Genomic DNA, 14,596 nt, shown 5'->3' with positions numbered 1-14,596 from the left:
CCTAGAACGACTGAACTTTTTTTAAAATTAACAGCCCCAGTATTTACTGGGGCTGTTTGTAGGTAAAGTAATGAGTGAAAAAGCACTGTCTTTAAAGCAATCTGGTATTCGCTGGTTATGGTTAGCGGTGGTTATCTTTTTAGCTGATATTGGCATTAAGTATGTTGTAATGAACAACATGGGATATGGCTGGGCAAACCGCATAGAAATTTTGCCATTCTTTAATCTTTTGTACGTGCATAACTATGGTGCTGCTTTTAGCTTTTTGAGTGATCAAGCGGGCTGGCAACGTTGGTTATTTACAGGTATTGCTTTTATCGTTACAGGTCTTTTGACTTACTGGATGAGTAAACTACCAGCGAAAGAGAAATGGAATAATATTGCTTATGCCATGATTATTGGTGGCGCAGTAGGTAACGTATTCGACCGAGTAATACATGGGTTTGTCGTGGATTATTTGGACTTTTTCTGGGGTAATTATCACTGGCCAGCGTTCAACCTTGCAGACATGGCGATCTGTATTGGTGCCGCGATGATTATTCTTGACGGCTTTCGAAAGAAAGACGAGGCGAAAGCCTAAGTAGTGGCAGTGTATATTGTGAAAAGTTGAATAACCCTAAGCGTCGCCCGTTGATTCGAGCGACGCTTTTTATTATGTTGGAGCGCCAATCAGCATATCAATGTATAAAAAGACCAAGCTGACAGCGTAATAACCCAAGAACAAGGAAGCAGTAACGTGACAACAATAACCAATGAATCTGTAGTAACCCTTCACTTTACGATTAAAATGAAAGATGGATCGGTTGCAGATAGTACTCATAACATGGGTAAACCAGCGAAATTTGTTATGGGTGATGGCAGCTTGAGTGAAAACTTTGAGCAGTGCTTGATAGGCCTCGAAACAGGCGCACAAAAAGCGATTGAGTTAAAAGCAGAAGACGCGTTTGGCATGCCAAACCCAGACCATGTACACCATATGGATCGCACTAAGTTTGTAGGTGATGCAGAAGTAGAAGTGGGTACAATCATGGCGTTCAGTGGTCCTGATGGCATGGAAATCCCGGGCATTATTACAGAGATTGCTGGCGATTCAGTCACTGTGGACTTCAACCATCCTCTAGCGGGACAAGACGTGACTTTCGAAGTTGAAATTTTGTCAGTAGAATAGCGAACCCAATAAAGATAATTTCCATGAGCAATGAAATGAAAATCCTATTAGCTAACCCACGCGGCTTTTGTGCTGGTGTAGACCGTGCGATTAGCATCGTAGAGCGTGCGCTAGAGATGTATCAGCCACCGATTTATGTTCGTCATGAGGTGGTGCATAACCGTTTTGTGGTTGAAGGGCTAAAACAACGTGGCGCTGTCTTCGTTGAAGAGCTGCATGAAGTGCCAGACAACAACATTGTGATTTTTTCTGCTCATGGTGTATCGCAGGCGGTTCGTCAGGAAGCCAAGCAGCGAGATTTGACGGTATTTGACGCGACGTGCCCGTTGGTAACCAAAGTGCATATGGAAGTAGCGCGAGCAAGCCGCCGCAATATGGAAGTGGTTCTGATTGGTCACGCAGGTCACCCTGAAGTCGAAGGCACAATGGGGCAGTACGCGAGTGAAACCGGTGGTATGTACTTGGTTGAAACCCCGGCCGATGTTGAGAAACTGAAGTCGATTGTGAAAGATCCATCTGATCTTCATTACGTAAGCCAAACGACTCTTTCTGTAGATGAAACTGCCGATGTTATCGAAGAGCTACGCCGCGTCTTCCCAGATATCCAAGGACCACGTAAAGACGATATCTGTTACGCGACACAAAATCGCCAAGATGCTGTACGTGAATTAGCGGGTGACGTAGATGTGATGGTTGTTGTGGGATCTAAAAACTCATCAAACTCTACACGTCTTAAAGAGCTAGCTGAAAAGCTAGGGACACCTGGCTACTTAACCGACTGTCCTGAAGATATCAAACCTGAATGGTTCGAAGGCAAAACAAAGGTCGGCGTGACTGCGGGGGCATCTGCTCCGGAAGAGCTCGTTAATCAGATTCTAGAGCGAATCAAAGAACTCGTCGGTGCCGAAGCGGTCGATGAAGTACTTGGTCGTGAAGAGAATATGTTCTTTGAAGTACCCAAAGAACTGCAAATCAAGCAAGTGGATTAATCTCCTTTTATCGAATATTCAAAAGGCGACCAGTGGGTCGCCTTTTTTACATCTCTCTCAGTTCATTTAGGTAATCACGAATTTGGTCTTTCCCTAAGCCATCGATAATCATATCGGACATCTTCGTGATTCTTCGCTCAAGCGACTGAGCAACCCTTTCGCAATGTGCGTACACCTCTTCATCAGAACCTTCAGTTGGAAAGGCATCGACTTGCCAGTTTACTCGAACGCCACCCGCAAGCCACTGAGGAGCTGCCTCTTGATGTAAAGAGTCACAGAGAATAATCACGATGTCAGGAAGAAACTGAGTTCGCTCTTCCCATGAGTGGGTGTGGATATGTGGAATGGGAAGTTGGTGGTCATCTAAATATTTTTGCACCACCGGGTGAACTGTGCCTGTGGGATGAGAGCCACCGCTGGCGACACTAAAATCTGCTGGCAGGATATGGGTTGCGATCGACTCAGCGAGCACACTTCGTCCAGCATTGTGCTTACATATGAACAAAACTTTATACATCATCGCCTCGTCTTTTCGGAGCGTCTTATTTATACGCTAGCGGAAACTCAGCGGTGATGTGTGAACTTTTTGTGTTAGTGGCTAATGCCCAGCATCTCTTTGAGCACTTTAAGGTAGCGGCGGCTTACTGGTATCTCAAAGCCAGTTTTGGTGATGATTTCTGCTAATCCGTTTTCGAGTAATTTGATTTCGCTGATGGCCTTAATGCTGACTAAGTATTGGCGATGACAGCGTACCAGTGGGGTTTTCTCTTCTAGCGTTTTTAATGTCAGTTGAGTGCTCGCGGCTTGGCTGGTGGAGCGTACATGCACGCCGCTGATGTCACTGTATGCACATTCTACCGTGTCGGTGGCCATGATAACGATACGGTTGTGCCCGATGCACGGAATCTGATCTAAAGTATCGGGCGTAATAGCAGACAGCTGTTGAGTTAGGGCGGATTGACTAATGACTTTATTTAGCCGTTTGACCGTTTTGGTTAAACGGCATGGGTCGACAGGTTTGAGCAAGTAATCAAAGGCATTGTCTTCAAATGCTTGAATTGCATACTGGTCGTAAGCCGTGACAAAAACCACATAAGGCATGGTTTCTGGATCAAGCATTCCAAGTAGTTCAATCCCAGTAACTTGAGGCATTTGGATATCGAGAAACACCACATCAGGTTTGAGCTCATTGATTTTTTTTAGACCAAGGATCGCGTTTGAGGCATTGCCCACCACTTCAACTTGGCCTGTTTCATCCAATAACTCTGTCAGCTCTTCACGAGCAAACTGTTCATCATCAATGACGAGTGCGGTTAACATCCAACATTACCTTTATTGCTTCAGAGTGCTTTTATGATTTTGGGGGAATGATAAAGCTCATTTTAGTAAATTGATGTGGCTCGCACGTAATTTTTAGCGATGCATCACGCCCAAATTGATTAGTGAGACGTTTGTCGACAATTTCTAAACCTAGCCCGGAGTGGTTTTCTTTTGGCGGTTCAAAACTGCCTGCATTGTCTTCGACGGTAATCAAATGACCTTGTGGGTGTGCTTCGCTGTATATATGAACTTTACCACCTTCAAGCATGTTTGAAATGCCGTGCTTAATGGCATTCTCAACCAAAGGCTGGAGTGTAAAGCTTGGCAATTTGATGTCCAGCAATTCAGGCTGAATATCGATTTCAACCTCTAAGCGGTCCGTAAAGCGGGCTTTCTCGATGCTCAAGTAAGAGTTCACATGTGCTAGCTCTTCTTTTAGCGTCACGGTATTAATGTTTTGCTTTAAATTGCTACGGAAAAAGTGCGATAAATTTTGGATCAACTCACGTGCTTTATCAGGATCACGACGAGTAATCGCACTAATGGTATTGAGTGCATTAAACAAAAAGTGTGGATTCACCTGAGCGTGAAGCAGTTTGATTTCTGCTTGAGCGAGTAAGGCTTGTTGTTGTTGGTAGTCGCCATACAAGATTTGGCTAGAGAGAAGCTGAGCTATCCCTTCCGCCATTGACATGTTGGCCGTGGAGAACAATTTACGCTTCGGTTCATACAGCTTAATGGTACCAATGACCTCTTTTCCCGCACGTAGTGGGATGATCAGCGCGGAGCCAAGTTTGCAGTCTTTTGCGATGGAACATTGGTATGGACGCTCTGCGCCATCAAGATAAATGATGTCGTTTTTCTCCATGGAATCCAATGTGCTTTGCGATGAAATCGGCGTGTTCGGTTTATGGTGATCATCGCCAATGCCCACAAACGCTAAGATTTTTTCTTGGTCGGTAATCGCGACAGCGCCCACTTTGGTTTCTTCGTAAATAATACGTGCGATTTTCTCTGCGTTTTCGGTGTTGAAGCCGTTGCTTAGAATTCCCACTGAGCGATCAGCAATGGTGAGTGCTCGACGCGAAAACGTCGCAGAAAACTTTTCAAAGATCGCTTTTCTGTCTTGCAGGATACTCATGAACAATGCCGCACCAAATGAGTTCGCGATGATCATCGGTGCTGCAATGGCAGACACCAGTTCATAGGCTTGATCAAAAGGTTTCGCGACGGCGAGCAGCAAAATCATTTGCACCACTTCTGCAACAAACGTGACGCTGAATACAACGCTTGGATTAAACAGCAATGCGCCTTTGTTTCGCTTGATAAGGTAAACGTGGAGCAAGCCACCAATTACGCCCTCGGCGGTGGTTGAAATTGCGCAGGCTAGGTCAGTAAAGCCACCAAGAGAGTATCGATGGATGCCACCAGTAAATCCGACGGCGAAACCTACAACAGGTCCACCAAACAGCCCGCCCATGACCGCGCCGATCGCGCGAGTATTAGCAATAGCATCGTTGATGTGCAGACCGAAATAGGTGCCGAGAATACAAAAGCCAGAGAAGAGTACGTAACAAATTAGGCGGTGGCTTAAGCGCGAAGAAATACTCAGCAAAGGTAAGATGATTGGCGTTTTACTTAGCATGTAAGCCAAAACTAAGTACACACACATCTGTTGTAAAAGGGAAACGACCAGTTCCATAGTGAACCTAACCTAGAATCAATGTTGTTATTGTATACCTAAGTCACCTCAAGATACTTGGCTCAGATAAATAAAGACACCTAAATACATGGCGCTGCGCTCCGAGTTCTGAATCTTAAAGTGACTTGGGTATAAAACAAAAAGAGCCTGCAATTGGCAGGCTCCTATCTTAGTCACTCGGATGTGACGAGTATTACGCTGTTTCTGACACGGCTTGTGGTTTCTCTTCGTCAGCCAGTTCAGTTTCACCTTTACCCTTAGAGGTTTTGATAACGTAACCAGTCACAGCTAGGGCAAACACAATACCGACGATAGTTGATAGTTGCATTGGCAGGCCAAAACCTAGTGAGCTGTTGTTTAAGATGAACGTGACACATACCGTGGTCATGAAGATAGCAGGGATAGTGGTAATCCAGTGCAGCTTGTTGTGACGTAGTAGGTAAGCGGACGCAGTCCAAAGCATCATTACTGCTGTTGTTTGGTTAGCAAAACCGAAGTAGCGCCAGATAATGCCGAAGTCTACTTGAGTTAAGATACCGCCGATAACGAACAGTGGAAGTGCCATCAGTAGGCGGTTACGTAGCGTCTTTTGTTCCATGTTGAAGTATTCAGCAAGGATCAGACGGCTTGAACGGAATGCTGTATCGCCAGACGTAATTGGTAGGATAACCACACCTAGGAACGCAAGGATACCACCGAACACACCAAGCAGACCAAATGATGCGCTGTATACCACGTTACCAGGACCACCGTTTTTCACAGCTTCTGATAGTGCGTCTAGAGAGCCGAAGAAAGACAGAGCGATAGCACACCAGATTAGCGCGATAACACCTTCACCAATCATTGCTCCGTAGAAAACGAAACGACCGTTTTTCTCGTTTTCCATACAACGCGCCATCAGTGGAGACTGAGTCGCGTGGAAGCCAGAGATCGCGCCACATGCGATAGTGATGAACAGTGCTGGCCATAGTGGCATATCATTTGGGTTAAGGTTCGAGAACATGTCTGAAACTTGGAAGTCACCCATTACTGTGTGTTCGCTAGAAAACGCAACGGCTGTCATTAGACCAACAGACATAAAGATAAGTAGAGCGCCAAACAGTGGGTAGAAGCGGCCAATGATTTTATCGACAGGAACAATCGTCGCAATGATGTAGTAAGCGAAGATAGCGATAACCATTGTAGTCATGCTTACGCTCAAGCTTGTTTGATCATTGATGAGGTTAGTAATCATGCCTGCAGGAGCAGAAACGAACACTACGCCAACAAGAAGCAGTAGGACAATGGCAAAAATATTCATAAAGTGTTTTGCGCCATTACCTAGGTAGCGACCTGTGATAGTAGGTACAGATGCGCCGCCGTTACGCACTGAAAGCATGCCAGAGAAGTAATCGTGTACTGCGCCAGCAAAAATACAACCGACAACAATCCAAAGCATTGCCGCTGGACCGTATAGCGCACCCATGATTGGGCCGAAAATTGGACCAACACCAGCGATGTTAAGTAGCTGAACTAGATAAACTTTCTTTGTTGACATTGGAACGAAGTCAACACCGTCCGATTTGGTGTGAGCAGGCGTTTGGCGTTTTTCATTGATGCCGAAAATCTTCTCGACGAAAGCGCCGTAGATGAAGTATCCGCCGATTAGGGCTGCGACACAGGTTAGAAACCACATCATAGCAATTGTCCTTGGTCTTAGTTGGGTAGGGTAATTTTTTAATCTCAGGATGCATGTTATGCGTCACTTGTGTTAAATGCATTCGGTTAGTAGATGAGTGGTCGAATAGAGCACTGAGTGGTCGATATACTGCTTGAGCGGTTTTTAAAAATGGCGAACGGTTGATTGCAGCAGTGAGCGGTTGATTCGAGGCGTCAGTGGTTTAATCTGTAAGCTAAGCGGCAAACGCCAATAATTAGTGGTAAGCTTATTTTTGAAAACAATTACTTAAGGAAGAACCATGAAAAAGGCAACGTTAGGTTTGGCGCTGGCTTTACTTGCAGGATGCGCTGCAACGACGGAAGATCTTGCCAAGTCAGGAGATTGGCATCAGATCGGATATCAAGATGGTGTAGCCGGACATACATCACGCACGATGAGCGAGCTGCGTGAGTTGGGTAGCGTTAAGCAAAGTGATTACGACCAAGGTTATTTAGAGGGGCTACGTGAATACTGTAACCCTGCTTTTGCGTATCAAATGGGGCTATCTGGTCAGTATTATGAAGGAGTTTGTGAAGGTACTGAGCAAGCACAAAAATTCCGTATGGAATGGCAGCGTGGCTGGAATGAGTACTCAAATTAATAGTCAATAAAGCCGTTGTGATACCGTCCGCAAAACATAATTGTGGCAAAATTATCATTATTAAACTATGTTCATATTGCTTGATAGTGAGCACAGAAAAAAGGAATCACATTATGTCAACGCAAATGGCTGGTGGCTGGAGTCCATTTAATGAACTCAAAGCAGAGGATAAAGAAGTATTTGCTAAAGGTATCGAGGGGTTTGTCGGCGTCAAATACTCCCCTTTGGTTGTGGCTACTCAAGTCGTAGCCGGACAAAACTATGCGTTTTTCTGTAATGCAGAAGTTGTCTACCCTGGAGCACAACCATACCCAGCAATGGTTCATATGTTCAGCGACCTTGAAGGTAAAGTCGGTATTACTCACATTGAACGATTGAACTACTAAATTAAGCCATAAAAGGCGCCTGACTTTTAAATAAGTGAGGCGCTTTATTGATTAAGGTTGATTCGCTTGATCGATCACGACTTTTCTTAAATATCCTTGTTTGGCTTTCAGTTGCTCAGTCGCGCTTTCTTTATCCAGCCCGGTTAAAATCATCAAAATCGCTAACTTGGCGTCGTAGTCCGTTTCTTTGAGCGCAGTTTTAGCCTCTTGGTTAGTACAATCTGTTGCTTGCATAACAATACGAGCCGCTCTTGCAACTAGCTTTGCATTCGTCGCTTTCACATCTACCATTAAGTTCTGATAACTTTTGCCTAGGCGAATCATACTTGCGGTAGTGAGCATGTTCAGGACGAGCTTTTGTGCCGTCCCTGATTTTAAGCGAGTGGAGCCCGTTAATGCTTCTGGTCCAACAACGGGGCTGATCGCAATATCGGCAATATCTGCAATCGGAGAGTCAGGGTTACAAGATAGTGCTACAGTGGTGGCACCAAGTTCGTTCGCATACTCTAAGCCACCAATCACATATGGTGTTCGTCCACTTGCCGCAATACCAACGACGACATCGCGTTGTGTTAGCGCATTCTCTTTAAGATCTTGCTCGCCTAGTGCAGGATCGTCCTCTGCCCCTTCTTTCGCGCGGAACATTGCCTCTTTTCCACCCGCAATAATACCAACGACCATCTCTGGATCCGTGCCAAAAGTTGGTGGGCATTCTGAAGCGTCCAAGACGCCGAGCCGACCACTGGTGCCCGCACCGATGTAAAACAACCGACCTCCGATCTTAAATGCTTCCGTGATCTTATCAACGGCTTGAGCGATCTCTGGTAGCACTTTCTCGACCGCAATTGGGACGAGTTTATCTTGTTGGTTTAAACGCTGCACAATATCGAATGAAGGAAGAAGATCGATATCCATTGTTTCAGGATTTCGACCTTCAGAGACAAGGTGAGAAAGAGCCGCAATAAGCGCGTCATTTGTCATAGTAATTTAAGCCTTCGTGATTAATTTTTTGAGTAGAGTACGCCAAGTGAAGCGAGACGACTTGCCCCTGTGACTTCCGGTAAATTGCTAGGGAGGCTATGAATATAGCGCTGCGCAAGCCAAGCAAATGCCATGGCTTCCATGTAGTCACCATCAACGCCTTTTTCTGCCGTTGTCGCAACGTGCCATTGTGGCAATAACTTAGTCAATCGCTGCATTAAAAGTGGGTTTCTTGCTCCACCGCCACAGACCAATAGTTGAGGCGTGCTGCCATGAGAAAACTTGTCGACTTCGTTGGCAATGGTAATCGCAGAGTATTCGCAGAGTGTACGCTGTACGTCTTCGGTTGGTAAATTGTAATGAGCCAGTTGCTGATGCAGCCAGTCAATATTGAACAGTTCTCGCCCGGTACTTTTAGGTGCTGGCATGGCGAGGTAAGCTTCTTTAAGTAATTGAGTCAACAAAGTCGCGTTTACCGTTCCTTTCAGTGCAAATTGTGCATCTTTGTCGAAGCTTTGCCCAGTGTGCAGCGCACACCAAGCGTCCATCAACATGTTGCCCGGACCAGTGTCATAGCCAATGACTGGTTGCTCGGGATGCAGTACAGAGATGTTGGCTATGCCACCGATGTTCAGCACCACGTTAGTGGAATCTTGCATGGCAAAGATACTTTTATGAAAAGCGGGAACCAGCGGTGCACCTTGACCACCTAGCGCCATATCTTTACGTCGAAAATCTGCAACCGTATCAATCCCTGTTTTCACTGCGATGATGTTGGCATCACCCAACTGAGTGGTAAAGGGTAACTCTCCAGTAGGTTGGTGGAATACCGTTTGACCGTGATTACCAATCGCACGAATTTGTTCCGCGACGCAGCCAGACTTATTGAGCAGTTGTAAAACGGCGTCAGCGAAGAGGTGGCCAAGTTGGTGATCCAATTCACCTATGGCTTTTAAATTTGTGGCTTGACCGGTACAAACAGATAACAGCATTTCTTTCAGTGCTGTGGGCATTGGGTAATCGTCGTGCGCAACCAGACGAACGTGCTCATCACTTATTTCAACCAGAGCGGTATCAACGCCGTCCATACTCGTTCCAGACATCACACCAATGTACAGTTCGTTAAATTTCATAGCCGATCTCGTCAATTCTTCATTCACTTATTGTAAAGCAAATCTGAAGCGAATAACCTCATCGAATACGAGATATTCAGCCGATTTTGAGGAGAAAACATGGGACCGTTATGGGTTGACGTCGCGGGTTATGAACTGACCGTTGAAGACAAAGAAATTCTGGAACATCCTACGGTTGGTGGCTTAATTCTATTTGCTCGCAACTATCATGATAGTGAACAGCTTCAAGCACTTACTCAATCAATCCGCAAGGCTGCCAAGCGCCCGATTTTGATCGGTGTTGATCAAGAAGGGGGGCGAGTACAACGCTTCCGTGAAGGTTTCTCGTTGATCCCTGCAGCCGAAGAATACGCCAAACATCAAAATGGCGAAGAGCTAGCACGTATGGGCGGTTGGCTAATGGCAGCGGAGTTGATAGCACACGACATTGATTTAAGCTTTGCACCCGTGCTCGATAAAGGTCATCAATGTAAAGCGATCGGTAACCGAGCATTTGGCGAAGATGCCGATACCATTCTTCGATTTAGCACCGCTTACATGCAGGGTATGAAGAGCGTTGGAATGGCAACAACAGGCAAACACTTCCCGGGTCACGGTGGTGTGATTGCTGATTCACACTTAGAAACGCCATACGACGAGCGCAGCGACATTTTTGAACAAGACATGGCTATCTTTAAAGCGCAAATTGATGCCGGTATTTTAGATGCCATGATGCCTGCTCACGTGATTTTTCCGAACTACGACTCTCAGCCTGCGAGTGGTTCAGAATACTGGTTGAAACAAGTTTTGCGACAGCAACTCGGTTTTAAAGGCTTGGTTTTCTCCGATGATCTGACGATGGAAGGCGCTGCAATCATGGGTAGCCCTGCCGAGCGTGGGGCTCAAGCCTTGAAAGCCGGTTGCGATATGCTATTGATGTGTAATAAGCGTGAAGCACACATTGAGGTGTTGGATAACTTGCCAGTATCAACAGTGCCACTGGCGGATGCGTTACTGAAAAAACAGTCGTTTTCTCTAAGCGATCTCAAGTTATCTCAAGAGTGGAAAGCGGCGAGTGAAGCGATGAAACGCTTGACCAGCTAAACCTCTTGTAAACGATTCAAAACACCGATTAGAGGCCAAAGTTAATTATACTTTGGCTTTTTATTTGCCTGTAAATATTAATTTACACCAAATGTTTTTTATTGTGTACGCTTGTTTTTCTTTTTTAGCCTGTTATCTTGTCGTTAAAGCTTAGTTGTCTCACCAAGGATTTGGTTGGGTGTAAAAATAAATATACAGGTTAGAGTTATGCAGAAAAGTGAGTTGAGCAATATTAATATTAGCGAAGAGCAGGTTCTTATTACCCCAGAGGAGCTAAAAACCAAGCTTCCTTTGAGTGAAAAAGCGCGCCGCTTTATTCAAGAGTCTCGCCAAACTATCGCTAATATTATTCATAAAAAGGATCATCGCCTGCTAGTTGTATGTGGTCCATGTTCTATCCACGACGTGGAAGCGGCGAAGGATTACGCAAAACGTCTTAAAGCGCTCTCTGAACAACTAAGTGACCAACTGTATATTGTTATGCGTGTTTACTTTGAAAAACCACGCACCACGGTCGGCTGGAAAGGGCTGATTAACGATCCGCACCTCGATGGCAGCTTCGATATTGAACATGGTCTGCATGTTGGACGCGAACTGCTAGTGGAATTGGCAGAGATGGAAATCCCGCTCGCGACTGAAGCTCTGGACCCAATTAGCCCACAATACTTGGCGGACACTTTTAGTTGGGCTGCGATCGGCGCACGTACTACGGAGTCACAAACTCACCGTGAAATGGCAAGTGGCCTGTCTATGCCAATCGGTTTTAAAAATGGCACGGATGGCAGTTTGGCAACCGCAATCAATGCGATGCAAGCTGCGTCTTCTAGCCACCGTTTTATGGGGATCAACCGTGAGGGACAAGTAGCGCTATTGACCACTCAGGGTAATGCTAATGGACACGTGATCTTACGTGGTGGCAAGCAAACTAACTACGACTCAGTGTCAGTTACTGAGTGTGAGCAAGAAATGGCGAAGTCTGGCCTTGATGCGTCATTAATGGTGGACTGTAGTCACGCCAACTCACGTAAAGATTACCGTCGCCAGCCATTAGTCGCGGAGGATGTGATCCACCAAATCCGTGAAGGTAATAAGTCCATTATCGGCCTTATGATTGAAAGCCATATCAATGAAGGAAATCAATCTTCTGACTTAGCTCTCGAAGAAATGAAATACGGTGTATCTATCACTGACGCATGTATCAATTGGGATTCAACTGAGGCACTATTACGTCATGCACATGAAGAGCTAGTGCCTTTCTTAGAAAATCGTCTAAAGGCTAATTAATACAGGATTTAAGGAACATCAATGGCAGTTGAACTTAACGCATTACGCGATCAGATTGATGCAGTCGACAAGCAAATGTTGGAGCTATTGGCTCAGCGTTTAGCGCTGGTAGAGAAAGTTGGGGAAGTAAAAAGCGAACATGGTTTGCCTATTTATGCCCCTGATCGTGAAGCGGCGATGCTGGCTTCTCGCCGAGCAGAAGCTGAGAAAATGGGAATTCCTCCACAGCTTATTGAAGACATTCTGCGTCGTACCATGCGTGAGTCTTATGCCAGTGAAAAAGACTCCGGTTTTAAGTGTTTGAACCCTGAATTACGCTCAGTGGTCATTATTGGTGGTAATGGCCAGTTAGGCGGCCTGTTTGGACGTATGTTCAAGCTATCTGGTTATCAAGTCAAAGTGCTTGGTAGCAAAGACTGGGAGCGTGCGGATGACATCCTAAAAGACGCGGGCCTGGTGGTGGTTACTGTGCCAATTCACCTAACAGAAGGTGTGATTGAAAAGCTAGGTAATCTGCCACAAGACTGTATTCTGTGTGACCTGACTTCTATAAAATCTAAGCCACTGCAAGCAATGTTGAATGTGCACCAAGGACCGGTGGTTGGTTTACACCCAATGTTTGGTCCAGATGTGCCGAGCCTTGCCAAGCAGGTGATTGTGTACTGTGATGGGCGTGGAAATGATCAATACCAATGGTTGCTGCAACAGTTTGGTATTTGGGGCGCGAGCTTGTGTCAGATTGATGCGCAAGAGCACGATCATGGCATGACGTTAATCCAAGCGCTGCGTCACTTCACCTCATTTGCTTACGGCATGCATCTAAGCAAAGAGAACCCGAACATTGAGCAACTGTTAAAGTTGAGCTCACCAATCTACCGCCTGGAGTTGGCGATGGTAGGGCGTCTGTTTGGTCAGGATCCAAACCTCTACGGTGACATTATTCTCTCATCGCAAGAAAACATCGACATGATTAAGCGATTCCACCAACGCTTCGGCGAAGCACTTGCGATTTTGGATAGCAAAGATAAAGCCAAATTTGTCGAAAGCTTTGAGCAGGTGAGTGAGTGGTTTGGTGATTATTCACAACAATTTATGAATGAGAGCCAAAACTTACTCAAACAGGCGAATGATAATATTCATCGCGGTTAATCGCGGGTTATCTATCCGTGTGGAGCCCGAAACGAAAAGAGCAGCTTACGCTGCTCTTTTTTGTGTCGAGAGATAAATCAGTTAGTCGCGGTATTGCTGGTATCTTCACTTGATACTGTATTGATACTGGTGTCGCGATAGGGGGAGTTGGTTAAATTGACTTGCAGACGCACGACATTATCAATCAATTGAACTAAAGGGCCCCATTTCACTTTTTTCTCTTTTTCAAATACATAATTGAAGTTTTCAGGTGTCCACTCCATCAAGTATTGAGGGTTGAGTGCTCGCCCGAGAAAGCGCACCTCGTAATGCAGGTGCGGGCCAGTGGAATTACCTGAACTACCACATTGAGCAATCACATCGCCTTTACTGACAAATTGGCCGCTTTTCACTTTAAAGCGTTGTAAGTGAGCAAAGGAGCTCATAAAGCCAAATGAATGACGAATAGTGACATAGTTGCCATAGCCACGATTACTCGGGCGAACGGTTTCCACCACTCCGTCTGCAGGTGCGAGGATTTCTTCTCCTCGTTTACAGGTAAGATCGATACCAGTATGAACGTGTCGTTTACCTGAAATAGGATTAATGCGACTGCCATAGGAAGAAGAAATACGTTGGTATGTCACTGGGCTATCATTTGGAATCAAACGAAACATGGTTGCTCGAACCGCGGAATCGATAGCTGCTGCATCAATTCGCTCTTCTAACGCCATGTTGTTTTCATCGATCATCAGCTCTTCGTCAGCGAGACCTAGAACCGATTCGACGTCGAATACCCGTTTTCCTAATAGCTGAATTTGATTGTTTTTATCGGTCAATGACTGAGAAAGCGAGTGGTTGGTATCAAGCTGCTCTTCATAAAGCGCGGTGATTTCGGCCTTTTCACTTTCTAGTTTGGCGATGGTTTGTGTTAGTTCGTCTTTATTGTGTATCTGCTGTTGATTGAGATACCACGCGCCACCAACGACGGCGGGTAATGCCAATACCGAAGCAAATACTGTTAGGACCGAACTGCGGCCCAAATAGAACTGCTGATCGCCGTCTTTCGTCGGGATCTGCATGATGATTTTTTTAGACATAGTTATTGTTACTTAAGTAGGC

15 protein-coding genes are annotated in these 14,596 nt (G+C 45.6%); 8 read left to right on the top strand and 7 right to left on the bottom strand.

Annotated elements, in window-relative coordinates; all coding sequences use genetic code 11:
- Positions 1–70: 70 nt before the first annotated feature.
- The 3 genes from lspA (at position 71) to ispH (ending at position 2,157) form a co-directional block, all read left to right on the top strand.
- Entirely contained in the window at positions 71–580 is a 510-nt protein-coding gene (gene lspA, locus L3V32_RS14720) for a signal peptidase II (RefSeq protein WP_005397302.1), read from the top strand.
- Between the two features lie 156 nt (positions 581–736).
- The gene (gene fkpB / locus L3V32_RS14715; RefSeq protein ID WP_012842130.1) at positions 737–1,168 is read left to right on the top strand and encodes an FKBP-type peptidyl-prolyl cis-trans isomerase; all 432 of its coding nucleotides are present in this window, start codon (positions 737–739) and stop codon (positions 1,166–1,168) included.
- A gap of 23 nt (positions 1,169–1,191) precedes the next feature.
- Entirely contained in the window at positions 1,192–2,157 is a 966-nt protein-coding gene (gene ispH, locus L3V32_RS14710) for a 4-hydroxy-3-methylbut-2-enyl diphosphate reductase (protein ID WP_047009110.1), read from the top strand.
- Between the two features lie 46 nt (positions 2,158–2,203).
- Here the strand turns inward: ispH and L3V32_RS14705 are convergent, their stop codons facing one another.
- From L3V32_RS14705 to L3V32_RS14690, 4 genes are all read right to left on the bottom strand, one after another.
- Complete coding sequence (locus L3V32_RS14705; protein ID WP_193447659.1) at positions 2,204–2,677, bottom strand: low molecular weight phosphatase family protein; 474 nt, start codon at positions 2,675–2,677, stop codon at positions 2,204–2,206.
- Between the two features lie 71 nt (positions 2,678–2,748).
- Positions 2,749–3,477 (bottom strand): two-component system response regulator BtsR, encoded by a 729-nt coding sequence (gene btsR, locus L3V32_RS14700; RefSeq protein ID WP_006743107.1) that lies wholly within the window; start codon positions 3,475–3,477, stop codon positions 2,749–2,751.
- Positions 3,478–3,508: 31 nt separating this feature from the next.
- On the bottom strand, positions 3,509–5,179 hold the full coding sequence (locus tag L3V32_RS14695) for a sensor histidine kinase (RefSeq protein ID WP_005397519.1): 1,671 nt from the start codon (positions 5,177–5,179) through the stop codon (positions 3,509–3,511).
- Between the two features lie 193 nt (positions 5,180–5,372).
- Positions 5,373–6,857, bottom strand: coding sequence for a carbon starvation protein A (locus tag L3V32_RS14690; RefSeq protein WP_005381914.1), 1,485 nt, complete (start codon positions 6,855–6,857; stop codon positions 5,373–5,375).
- 280 nt (positions 6,858–7,137) lie between these two features.
- Between L3V32_RS14690 and L3V32_RS14685 the strand changes: the two genes are divergently transcribed.
- Together L3V32_RS14685 and L3V32_RS14680 are read left to right on the top strand one after the other, a co-directional pair.
- Positions 7,138–7,479, top strand: a complete 342-nt coding sequence (locus L3V32_RS14685; protein ID WP_012842128.1) for a DUF2799 domain-containing protein — start codon at positions 7,138–7,140, stop codon at positions 7,477–7,479.
- Between the two features lie 113 nt (positions 7,480–7,592).
- Complete coding sequence (locus L3V32_RS14680) at positions 7,593–7,865, top strand: hypothetical protein (protein WP_012842127.1); 273 nt, start codon at positions 7,593–7,595, stop codon at positions 7,863–7,865.
- Positions 7,866–7,916: 51 nt separating this feature from the next.
- Here the strand turns inward: L3V32_RS14680 and murQ are convergent, their stop codons facing one another.
- The gene (murQ, locus tag L3V32_RS14675) at positions 7,917–8,846 is read right to left on the bottom strand and encodes an N-acetylmuramic acid 6-phosphate etherase (protein WP_237284614.1); all 930 of its coding nucleotides are present in this window, start codon (positions 8,844–8,846) and stop codon (positions 7,917–7,919) included.
- A 20-nt stretch (positions 8,847–8,866) separates the two neighbouring features.
- Positions 8,867–9,979, bottom strand: a complete 1,113-nt coding sequence (locus L3V32_RS14670) for an anhydro-N-acetylmuramic acid kinase (protein ID WP_237284613.1) — start codon at positions 9,977–9,979, stop codon at positions 8,867–8,869.
- A 99-nt stretch (positions 9,980–10,078) separates the two neighbouring features.
- Between L3V32_RS14670 and nagZ the strand changes: the two genes are divergently transcribed.
- The 3 genes from nagZ (at position 10,079) to tyrA (ending at position 13,495) form a co-directional block, all read left to right on the top strand.
- Positions 10,079–11,062, top strand: coding sequence for a beta-N-acetylhexosaminidase (gene nagZ / locus L3V32_RS14665; protein ID WP_237284612.1), 984 nt, complete (start codon positions 10,079–10,081; stop codon positions 11,060–11,062).
- Positions 11,063–11,269: 207 nt separating this feature from the next.
- On the top strand, positions 11,270–12,346 hold the full coding sequence (locus L3V32_RS14660) for a 3-deoxy-7-phosphoheptulonate synthase (RefSeq protein ID WP_005397501.1): 1,077 nt from the start codon (positions 11,270–11,272) through the stop codon (positions 12,344–12,346).
- Between the two features lie 21 nt (positions 12,347–12,367).
- Positions 12,368–13,495, top strand: coding sequence for a bifunctional chorismate mutase/prephenate dehydrogenase (gene tyrA / locus L3V32_RS14655; RefSeq protein WP_065645177.1), 1,128 nt, complete (start codon positions 12,368–12,370; stop codon positions 13,493–13,495).
- Positions 13,496–13,572: 77 nt separating this feature from the next.
- Here tyrA and L3V32_RS14650 read toward each other — a convergent pair whose 3' ends face one another.
- Entirely contained in the window at positions 13,573–14,574 is a 1,002-nt protein-coding gene (locus L3V32_RS14650) for a M23 family metallopeptidase (RefSeq protein WP_237284611.1), read from the bottom strand.
- Between the last annotated feature and the right edge of the window lie 22 nt (positions 14,575–14,596).

It is taken from the genome of Vibrio sp. J2-4, assembly GCF_021728155.1.
Classification (GTDB): Bacteria; Pseudomonadota; Gammaproteobacteria; order Enterobacterales; family Vibrionaceae; genus Vibrio; species Vibrio diabolicus.
Note: the sequence above shows the minus strand (reverse complement) of the source record. Positions and strands in the feature narration are given on the sequence as shown.

Coding starts and splice junctions, on each gene's coding strand:
- lspA (WP_005397302.1), top strand. CDS start 71: ATGAGTGAAAAAGCACTGTCTTTAAAGCAATCTGGTATTCGCTGGTTA.
- ispH (WP_047009110.1), top strand. CDS start 1,192: ATGAGCAATGAAATGAAAATCCTATTAGCTAACCCACGCGGCTTTTGT.
- L3V32_RS14705 (WP_193447659.1), bottom strand. CDS start 2,677: ATGATGTATAAAGTTTTGTTCATATGTAAGCACAATGCTGGACGAAGT.
- btsR (WP_006743107.1), bottom strand. CDS start 3,477: ATGTTAACCGCACTCGTCATTGATGATGAACAGTTTGCTCGTGAAGAG.
- L3V32_RS14695 (WP_005397519.1), bottom strand. CDS start 5,179: ATGGAACTGGTCGTTTCCCTTTTACAACAGATGTGTGTGTACTTAGTT.
- L3V32_RS14690 (WP_005381914.1), bottom strand. CDS start 6,857: ATGATGTGGTTTCTAACCTGTGTCGCAGCCCTAATCGGCGGATACTTC.
- L3V32_RS14685 (WP_012842128.1), top strand. CDS start 7,138: ATGAAAAAGGCAACGTTAGGTTTGGCGCTGGCTTTACTTGCAGGATGC.
- L3V32_RS14680 (WP_012842127.1), top strand. CDS start 7,593: ATGTCAACGCAAATGGCTGGTGGCTGGAGTCCATTTAATGAACTCAAA.
- murQ (WP_237284614.1), bottom strand. CDS start 8,846: ATGACAAATGACGCGCTTATTGCGGCTCTTTCTCACCTTGTCTCTGAA.
- L3V32_RS14670 (WP_237284613.1), bottom strand. CDS start 9,979: ATGAAATTTAACGAACTGTACATTGGTGTGATGTCTGGAACGAGTATG.
- nagZ (WP_237284612.1), top strand. CDS start 10,079: ATGGGACCGTTATGGGTTGACGTCGCGGGTTATGAACTGACCGTTGAA.
- L3V32_RS14660 (WP_005397501.1), top strand. CDS start 11,270: ATGCAGAAAAGTGAGTTGAGCAATATTAATATTAGCGAAGAGCAGGTT.
- tyrA (WP_065645177.1), top strand. CDS start 12,368: ATGGCAGTTGAACTTAACGCATTACGCGATCAGATTGATGCAGTCGAC.
- L3V32_RS14650 (WP_237284611.1), bottom strand. CDS start 14,574: ATGTCTAAAAAAATCATCATGCAGATCCCGACGAAAGACGGCGATCAG.